This is a genomic window from uncultured Dechloromonas sp. (genome assembly GCF_945957265.1).
Lineage (GTDB): Bacteria > Pseudomonadota > Gammaproteobacteria > Burkholderiales > Rhodocyclaceae > Azonexus.
This window is the reverse complement of the sequence record NZ_CAMFKO010000026.1, coordinates 51,224-59,660: the sequence shown is the minus strand read 5'-3', so window position 1 is coordinate 59,660 and position 8,437 is coordinate 51,224. Positions and strand designations below refer to the sequence as shown.

General features: G+C 63.0%; 5 protein-coding genes. All 5 read right to left on the bottom strand.

Annotated features, from left to right (window positions below; all coding sequences use genetic code 11):
- Positions 1 to 266: 266 nt before the first annotated feature.
- Positions 267 to 1,994, bottom strand: coding sequence for an IlvD/Edd family dehydratase (locus Q0P59_RS13835; RefSeq protein WP_295007235.1), 1,728 nt, complete (start codon positions 1,992 to 1,994; stop codon positions 267 to 269).
- 50 nt (positions 1,995 to 2,044) lie between these two features.
- A complete protein-coding gene (locus Q0P59_RS13830) occupies positions 2,045 to 3,595 on the bottom strand; it encodes an arylsulfatase (RefSeq protein ID WP_295007233.1) in 1,551 nt (516 codons plus the stop codon).
- Positions 3,596 to 3,640: 45 nt separating this feature from the next.
- The gene (locus Q0P59_RS13825) at positions 3,641 to 5,041 is read right to left on the bottom strand and encodes a 3-hydroxyacyl-CoA dehydrogenase (RefSeq protein WP_295007231.1); all 1,401 of its coding nucleotides are present in this window, start codon (positions 5,039 to 5,041) and stop codon (positions 3,641 to 3,643) included.
- A gap of 96 nt (positions 5,042 to 5,137) precedes the next feature.
- The gene (locus Q0P59_RS13820; protein ID WP_295007229.1) at positions 5,138 to 6,484 is read right to left on the bottom strand and encodes a DUF1329 domain-containing protein; all 1,347 of its coding nucleotides are present in this window, start codon (positions 6,482 to 6,484) and stop codon (positions 5,138 to 5,140) included.
- Positions 6,485 to 6,501: 17 nt separating this feature from the next.
- On the bottom strand, positions 6,502 to 8,364 hold the full coding sequence (locus Q0P59_RS13815; protein ID WP_366090814.1) for a DUF1302 domain-containing protein: 1,863 nt from the start codon (positions 8,362 to 8,364) through the stop codon (positions 6,502 to 6,504).
- Positions 8,365 to 8,437 lie beyond the last annotated feature (73 nt).

Sequence of the window (8,437 nt, the reverse complement as noted above, 5' to 3'; positions counted from 1 at the left end):
CCATCACGCCAGCGCCCAGTACGGCAGCTTTCTTCACGATCAGCTTGTTCAAGCGGTTCTCCTTTGATGGTGTCTGAATCCACAAGGAATCAAACATATTAGGTGAGCTTGATGTTCGCTGAACGGAAAGGGCTGTTCTATCCCCCAAATGGGCCTTTTGGCCGGCAATCCGGGGCGGATGAAAGCGATCCGCAAACGAAACGACCGCACTCCCTCGCGGGTGGCGGTCGTTCGGTACTCAAAGGCTGGTTTTGCAATGCTTACTGCTAAATCTTGCCGTGTATGGCCGGTTCCGGATTGGGTTCGCGACTGGCCAGGAAGTCGAAATCGCATCCCTGGTCGGCCTGGGTCACGTGCTGCGAGAACAGTTGCCCCCAGCCGCGACGGAAATGCGGCGCCGGCGGCTGCCAGGCCTGGCGCCGCCTTGCCAGCTCGGCCTCGTCGACGCACAGCGCGATGGTTCGCGCCGGGACGTCGATCTCGATCTCGTCGCCATTGTTGACCAGGGCCAGCGGACCGCCGATCCAGGATTCGGGGCTGACGTGCAGGACGCAGGTGCCGAAGCTGGTACCGCTCATGCGCGCATCGCTGATCCGCACCATGTCGCGAACGCCCTGCTCCACCAGTTTCTTGGGAATGGGGACCATGCCGTTCTCGGCCATGCCGGGGCCGCCCTGTGGTCCGACGTTGCGCAGCACGAGCACGCAGGAGGCATCGACATCCAGGTCGGGATGGTGGATGCGCGCGGCGAGATCGTCGGCATTCTCGAAAACGACCGCACGCCCGCGATGCCGCTGCAAGGCGGGGTCCGACGCGCTGGGCTTGATCACGCAGCCGTTCGGCGCCAGGTTGCCCTTGAGCACGGCCAGCGCCTCGGTGGCCACCGGATTGTCCAGCGAGCGGATGATGTCATCGTTTTCCACCCGTGCCGTGCGGATATTCTCGCCCAGCGTGGCGCCGGTCACCGTCATGCAATCCAGTTCCAGCAAATCGGCCATGCGGGTGAGCATCGCGAGCAGGCCGCCAGCGTCGGCGAACTCCGGCATGATGTACTGCCCGGAGGGTTGCACGTTGGCCAGCACCGGCACCTGCCGCCCGATGGCGTCGAAATCCTCGAGCGTGAAGCTGGCGCCGGCGCGGCGGGCGAGCGCGATCAGGTGGATGGCGGCATTGGTCGAACCGCCCAGCGCGAGGCAGGTCTTCGCGGCATTGCGAAACGACGCGTCGCCGAGAATGTCGCTGGGCTTGATGTCGTCCCACACCATCTGGACGATCCGGCGGCCGGCGGCGGCGGCCATCTGGTGCCCCCGGGAATCCATGGCCGGTACCGACGAATTGCCGGCCAGCGACATGCCAAGAACCTCCGCGAGGGCAGTCATTGTCGAAGCGGTGCCCATGACGTTGCAGGTGCCCGGCGAACTCCACAGTTTCTGCTCGACGGTTTGCCATTCATCCAGCGACAGCTTGCCGGCCAGCAATTCGGGCGCCCAGCGGAAGCCGCCGGTACCGCTGCCGAAGCGCTCGCCGCGGAAGGTCGCGCCCATGGTGAAGCCGGCCGGACAGAAGATGGTCGGGATATTCATGCTGATGGCGCCCATCAGCAGACCCGGCGTGGTCTTGTCGCAACCGCCGAGCAGGATGGCGCCGTCGATGGGATGGCAGCGCAGCAGTTCTTCCGTCTCCATCGCCAGGAAGTTGCGGTAGAGCATGCTCGACGGCTTGACATAGCCCTCGCCGAGCGACATGGCGGGCAATTCGACCGGGAAGCCGCCGGCCTGCCACACCCCGCGCTTGACGGCCTCGGCCCGGTCCTTCAGGTGGGCGTGGCAGGGATTCATGTCGCTCCAGGTATTGATGATGCCGATCACCGGCCGCCCCTCGAACTCCTCCCGGCCAAACCCCGCCTGCAGGGCATGGCCGGTATGTTCGGTTGATTTTGGCGTGCCGCCGAACCAGCGGTGGCTGCGCAACTGGCTAACTTCTTTTTTTGGCATTGCTGTTCACCTTTATCTCTTGTCTGGCTGGCACCGTGCCCGCCAAGGCCTCATTGCACGGGCTTGATTAACCCGAGGTCTTTCATCGGATACTTGCGATAGGTCTCCATGTGCTTGCCGACCAGGCCAACAACACGCGGCAGACCCCACTCGAAAGTCCGGTGGCCGACGCTCTTCTGTTCCTTGGGATCGAGATACAGGTTGTACACCCAGGGCGATAGACCGGCCGAGACCAGCACGGATTCGTCGATATTCGAACCCGGGATCGGCGTCTGGAAGACCTTGAAGTGAATCTTGAACTCTTCCCAGCGCATCGCCGTCAGGTTGCGCTCGCTGTACATGAAGACCGCCTCGCGGTTGCTCTGGCCATTGTCGGCCAGCAGGAAGGAGGTCTGGTCGACGCCGTCGATATAGCGGTCGTCCGGCAGTTTGCCGCCGCCCAGGCGAATGCTGGTATTGAAGATATCCAGGAGGTCGAACAGGCCGTCGCTCTCGCGGCCGCCCTTGATCATCCCCGGCCAGTAGGCGATGCCCGGCACGCGGACGCCGCCTTCCCAGGTCGTCCCCTTGCCGCCGCGCCAGGGATGGAAACCGCCATCCGACCCCGCATCCTCGTTGGCCCCGTTGTCGGAGGTAAAGAAGACCAGGGTGTTGTCGGCAATGCCTTCATCCTTCAACTTCTTCATCAGACGCTCGACGATCGCGTCGACCTCGATGACGGCATCCTTGTAGGGATTGGCAGCCGGACTCTTGCCCTTGAAATCCTTGGCCGGGAAGTTGTCGTTATGCACGCGGGAGAAGGAATGCACCAGGTAGAACGGCTTCTTGGCCTGGGCGGCACGGTGGATGAAGTCTTCCGAATACGCGGCAAATTGCTGGTCGATCTCGGCAACCTTGTCCAGAGAATCAAGGCGCGTTACCACCCTGCTCTTCTCGCCCTTGCGCGCGGCCATCACCGCCGGATTGCTCAGCTTGCGCAGCGCCGCCATACGTTCGGCGTTATGCACGAGTTCCGGATAACGACGCTCATCCAGGCCCTGGGTGTATTCGCTGAGCACGCCGAGAATACCGAGATATTCGTCATACCCCACCTGCTGCGGATGGTCGGTCTCGGCCTCGCCGAGATGCCACTTGCCGGACAGCGCGGTCATGTAACCGCTTTCGTTGAGCAGCGCGGCGGCCGATTTTTCGTTAGCCCAGGGGCTGACCAGAACCCGTTCGCCGGTCAGCGTCGGGCGGGTCAGGCCGGTGCGGGCCGGCAGACGCCCGGTCATCATCGCTGCGCGGGTCGGCGTGCAGGTCGGCTGAGCATAGGTTGACGTCAGCTTCAGACCCTCGCGGGCGATGCGGTCGATGGCCGGGGTCGGGGCACCGATGGCCGTCCCGCCGCCGAAGGCGCCGGGGTCGCCCCAGCCCATGTCGTCGACCAGCAGGATCAAAATATTGGGCTTGCGGCCGGTTTTCGCCTCCAGCGCCTTCAGGCGTTTCGCTACGCTGGCCTCCTGGTCGGCGTGCTGGCGGGCCGGTTGCAGGGTTTCGGACACCTGCCGAGCCGCAATGAACGGGTCCTGCGCATGCGCGGCAGCACAGCAGAGACTCAAAGCCAATCCAAAAACCGCGCTCCAGCAGCGCAATAGCATTTTTGTTTACCCTTGAAATTTTGATGAAATCAGACGCTCATGTTTTTCCGCGACGTCAACAAGTCGCGCTGCCGGCCTCCAGAAACCCGAATCCATTCCGGCCCGCCCGGCAAACTGCGCCATCGTGTCAAGCACGCCATCAATGCCTACGCTGTCGGCGTAATACATCGGCCCACCCCGGAAACGCGGGAAGCCGTAGCCGGCGACATACACCGTGTCGATGTCCTGCGGAGCAAGGGCGGAGTCGCGGTCGAGAATGCGCGCACCCTCGTTGACCAGCGCTAAGACCAGCCGGTTGACGATCTCTTCGTCGCTCACCTCGCGCTGGACGGCAGCCGTCTGCAAGCGGTGTTTCCTGATCAGCGCATCGACGGCGCCGTCCGGATAGGGCGCGCTCTCGCGCCCTTCGTAGCGGTACCATCCGGCGCCCGACTTGCGGCCGAAACGGCCCAGTTCGCACAGCTGGTCGGCAATGCGCGAATAGCGCAGATGCGGCTCCTCGATGTAGTGGCGACGACGGATGGCCCAGTGCAGGTCGTTGCCGACCATATCCATCATGCGGAACGGCCCCATGGCCATGCCCCAGGCTTCCATGACCGAGTCGATGCGCACGACGGAGCAGCCTTCGTCGACCAGGAACAGGGCCTGGCGCCAGTACTGGTCGAGCAGGTGGTTGCCGATCAGGCCGCTGGCGGCATGTGAAACGACGACCAGCTTGTTGAGCACCTGGCCCAGGCGCACCACGGAATTCAGCGCATCGTCCGCCGTCTGTTGCCCGCGCACGACCTGGAGCAAGGGCATCTTGTGGGCCGGGCTGACGAAGTGCAGCCCGATCACCGCTGCCGGACGGTCGGTGAAGGCGGCGATGGCCTCGACATCGAGCGTCGAGGTACTGGTGGCCAGGATGGCCCCCGGCTTCAGCACCTGGTCGAGTTGCCTGAAAACCTCTTCCTTGGTGCCGATTTCCTCGTATACCGCCTCGATGACCAGGTCGGCATCGCGAATATCGTCGTAATCGAGTGTGGAGCTGACCAGGCCCATTCTGCGCAGGCCCTCCTCCTCGGCGATTTTTCCCTTGCGCACGCTGTTCTCGTAGCGCTCGCCGATCAGGGAAAGCGCGCCGTCGAGGGCCGATTGCTGCCGATCGAGCAGGGTGACGGGAATCCCCTGGTCGGCAAAGGCCATGGCGATGCCGGTCCCGATGATCCCGGCGCCGACGATGGCGATTTCGCACAACGCGCTGGCCGGTGCGGCCGCCAGAAGTTTCGGCAGATACGCTGCCCTCGCCTCGCAGTCCTGGGCATAGCGCAGTGCTTCCGCGGAGCCGGACGCGTCGTCCAACGCCGCCGTTAGGCAATACAACAAAGGGGCCACCTCTCCGCACACGTCATGCCGAAGCTCGTTCATCCAAAACTCCCAGCCATGCCGGCATTCCCGGCTGGCATCCTCATGTCAGGAAAAAGCATTGGACGCCCCGGCCGGATGGCCGGGGCGTCCCCTGGCTTACTGCCCTTCGCGACGCAAGGCGTCCGGCATGAAGTCGGCCATCTTGCCCTTCTGGTTGAACTGCAAGGTGCCCTTGCGGTCGTTGTCCAGCCCCATCATCAGGTAGGTGCCGTTATTGAGATCGTGATACGAGTTGTAGCGTGCCGAAGTAGTCAGGGCATCGTAGAACTGGACGACACCGTGCATCTGCACCCGCCACAGGTCGCCACGACCGTCGTAGGCATCCTCCCAGACGACGTTCCAGCTATCCTCGTCCAACAGGAAGACGCGCTTGCTGAAATTGTGGCGCTGGCCCGCCTTGAGCGTCGCCTCGACGACCCAGACGCGGTGCAGCTCGTAACGCATCAGGTCCGGATTGGCGTGGTTCTTGGTCAGGATCTCGTCGAACTTGTGGCTCTTCTCGCCGACCTTGTAGGCGTTGTAGGGAATGTACATTTCCTTCTTGCCGACGAGTTTCCAGTCGTAGCGATCCGGCGCGCCATTGTAGGCATCGTACTGATCGTGGAAGCGCAGGCCTTCGGTGCCGTCGGCGACACCGTCGTAGGCGACGTCCGGGGCCCGCTTCACACGACGCTGGCCGGTGTTGTAAACCCAGGCGGAACGGGCTTCCTTGGCCTGCTCGACCGGCTCATGAACGAGCAGAACGGTACCGGCCAGGCTGGCCGGCTCCAGGATCCGCTGCTTGAAGTTGAGCAGACGGTTCTCCTGCGGCTTGTCCATGTTCTGGTTGAAGATCCGCTGCTCTTCGGTAATGGTCAGGTAGTACTGGCCGTTGGCACGCACGGGAACGGCAACCTGCGAACGGACCAAGCCGCCGCCCATGTAACGCAGGATGTGGTTCCAGATCGCTTCCAGGCCGTTCTTGGGAATCGGGAAAGGCGTCGTCGAATTGACGCGCTTGGTCAGGCCGAAGCCATCGAGCTCGATCTGCGTCGCTTCCTTCTTCACCGTTTCGGCAATGTCGCGGGGAACGGCTGCGGTGCGGCGCGTTTCGTACACCGGCATCTTGAAGGTCGAATACTTCTGGAACATGGCCAGGGCGCCGGCCGGCAGCTGGTCCTTGTACTGCCCGACGTTGGCCGGCGTAATGGTGAACTTGGGCTTGTCGCCGGAGAACGGGTCGCAGTATTCGACGCCCGGCTTGAAGCAGGCCGGCGGGGTCGTCAGGCCGCCCGTGTATTTCGGGATGGTCCCTTCCTTGTTGCCGGCCATTTCGCCGCCCAGCGGCGTCAGGTCCTTGCCCAGCCGCGCCGCCTCTTCGCTGGTCAGCTTGGCATGGGCGGGAATCGCCACCAGGCCGGCCAGCAGGGCCACGGCAACAGGAGTTTTATGCAGTTTGATCATGGTTTTCGTCTCCAGAATCAGAATTTGTAGGAATAGGCCACGCTCAGGTTGTCGTGGTCCCTGGTCAGGTTCCACTTCCCGGTGTAAGTCGTGTAATTGGTGTAGATGGTGTGCTTCTTGTCGAGGTTGAATTCGACGCCAAGGCCGAGGGTCTTGCGGTCTTCCTGGAACTGCCCGTCGAGCGAAACGCCCTGCACGTCATGCGCGAAGAAGAGCGTCGGCTTGGCTTCCCAGCCGGAACCGAAAATACCCGAATAGGTCAGCTGGCCGCGCAGGCGATAGCCCCAGGAGAAGGGGGTGACGAAGCCGTCGTTCTTGCACCACTGGGCGGCTCCAGTATCGTTGCAGGCAGTCGTTATGTTGCCGCCGGCATCGTTCGCCAGCGGACCGCCGCGACCGAAACGTGCGCTGCCCGCCGACTTGTAGTCGGGGACGTTGTTCCACTCGAAACCGACTTCGCCCAGCACATTCAGCTGGTTCGCGCCGACATAGCTGGCCAGGCTATCGAAGGTCTTCAAGCCGTTCAGGGTGAACTGGGTCTTGTTGAAGCGCTCGTAGAAGTCGAAGGAGACAATCTGGCCGGTCTTGCCGGCGAACTGTTGCCGGAACTTGGCCTGCAGCGGACCCGCCGTACCCAGCGAGTTCTTCATGTCCTCTTCGTAATAATTGACAGGAATGCCCTGGTGGTAGCTCAACTCGGCACCGACCGACCAGCCGAACAGATTGGTGGCTGCCGAGGCACCGTAGACCTTGATGTTGTCGAGATAATCGAATTGCATCGTTGCGGTCGTCACGTTGATGAAGCCGCTACCCGCTACCGTGCCCCGCGCACTCACCGCCGGCAAGGCGGCCGACATGTTCATCGCATACAGGCCGAATTCGGTGTCGATCGCGTCGATCGGGAAGCGGGTCGCCAGACCCCACGCACCGGCCTTGTTCGGCTCCTTGCCGTCGGCCTGGGGAACCGTGATGATCCCGCCCTGCATCGTCGCCAGGTTGCCGCCAGCTGCCACTGCCTCCATCACGTTGCAACGTCCGGCCTTGGGTCCGATCGTCGAATGCGACATGTTCCAGAAGGTGCCGCAGTAATCCACGGCGCTCGGCTCCCAGCGCAACTGGTAGAAACCTTCGAGCGAAACCCCGATCGGCAAGGTGGTGCTGGCCTGCAGCGCGAGGGTCGGCAGCAGCGCTTCCTTGATTTCCGAACCGGCGCGCCGGGCGGCCGGCACGTCGATGGCGTTATGCAGGTTCAGGCCGCGGATAAACAGGCCCTCGCCCCAGTTGACGACCTGGCGGCCGACGCGCACCTGCGACGGCGCATCGCCGACATCGAAGCCTTGCGAAACGTAGGCATCGAGCAGGGCAACCCCGGCGAAACGCGACAGGACCGGTGCGCCGGCATCCGACAGCGGTTCATTCGTTGGCTGCGCCGGGTTGGATGCCGAACGGGTTCCTCCCCACGCCGCCATGTTGCCCCAGGGAACGCTGCCATCCTTCTGCGCTTGGTCGTACCAACCCTTGGCGCTGACGACGACCGCCGTCCTGTCCCGCTTCACGTTAAATTCGCTCAGGAACTTGTAAACCAGGGAGTACATGTCTCCCTTGTCGTAGTTCAGGTTGCCGATCTTCTTGCCGTTACCGGTATTCGGATAACTGCTCGGGCTGCCGTTGACCATGCCAAAAGAGGCCGCGTTGCGCGGAACCAGGTCGTTGTCCTGACCCTCCGCGCGCCACGAGGCACCGACGGAAAGGGTGTTCGTCCAGCTCCCCTGCCAACCGTTTTCTGTCTCAAACTGAACGGCAGCCGCTCCGCCAGCGAAGCACGCCATGACAGCTGCTGCGGCTGTCTTCCGGTGCCATGTCCTTTCTACCTTCCTCATTCCAACCTCCTTTGGTGGTTTATGTACGTCTATCAATTGTTGATTCCCCTGGCCGGGCTCGTCGGCCCGGCTT

Excerpts from the sequence above, each read along its gene's own strand:
- Q0P59_RS13825 (WP_295007231.1), bottom strand. The coding sequence starts at position 5,041 with ATGAACGAGCTTCGGCATGACGTGTGCGGAGAGGTGGCCCCTTTGTTG.
- Q0P59_RS13815 (WP_366090814.1), bottom strand. The coding sequence starts at position 8,364 with ATGAGGAAGGTAGAAAGGACATGGCACCGGAAGACAGCCGCAGCAGCT.
- Q0P59_RS13835 (WP_295007235.1), bottom strand. The coding sequence starts at position 1,994 with ATGCCAAAAAAAGAAGTTAGCCAGTTGCGCAGCCACCGCTGGTTCGGC.
- Q0P59_RS13820 (WP_295007229.1), bottom strand. The coding sequence starts at position 6,484 with ATGATCAAACTGCATAAAACTCCTGTTGCCGTGGCCCTGCTGGCCGGC.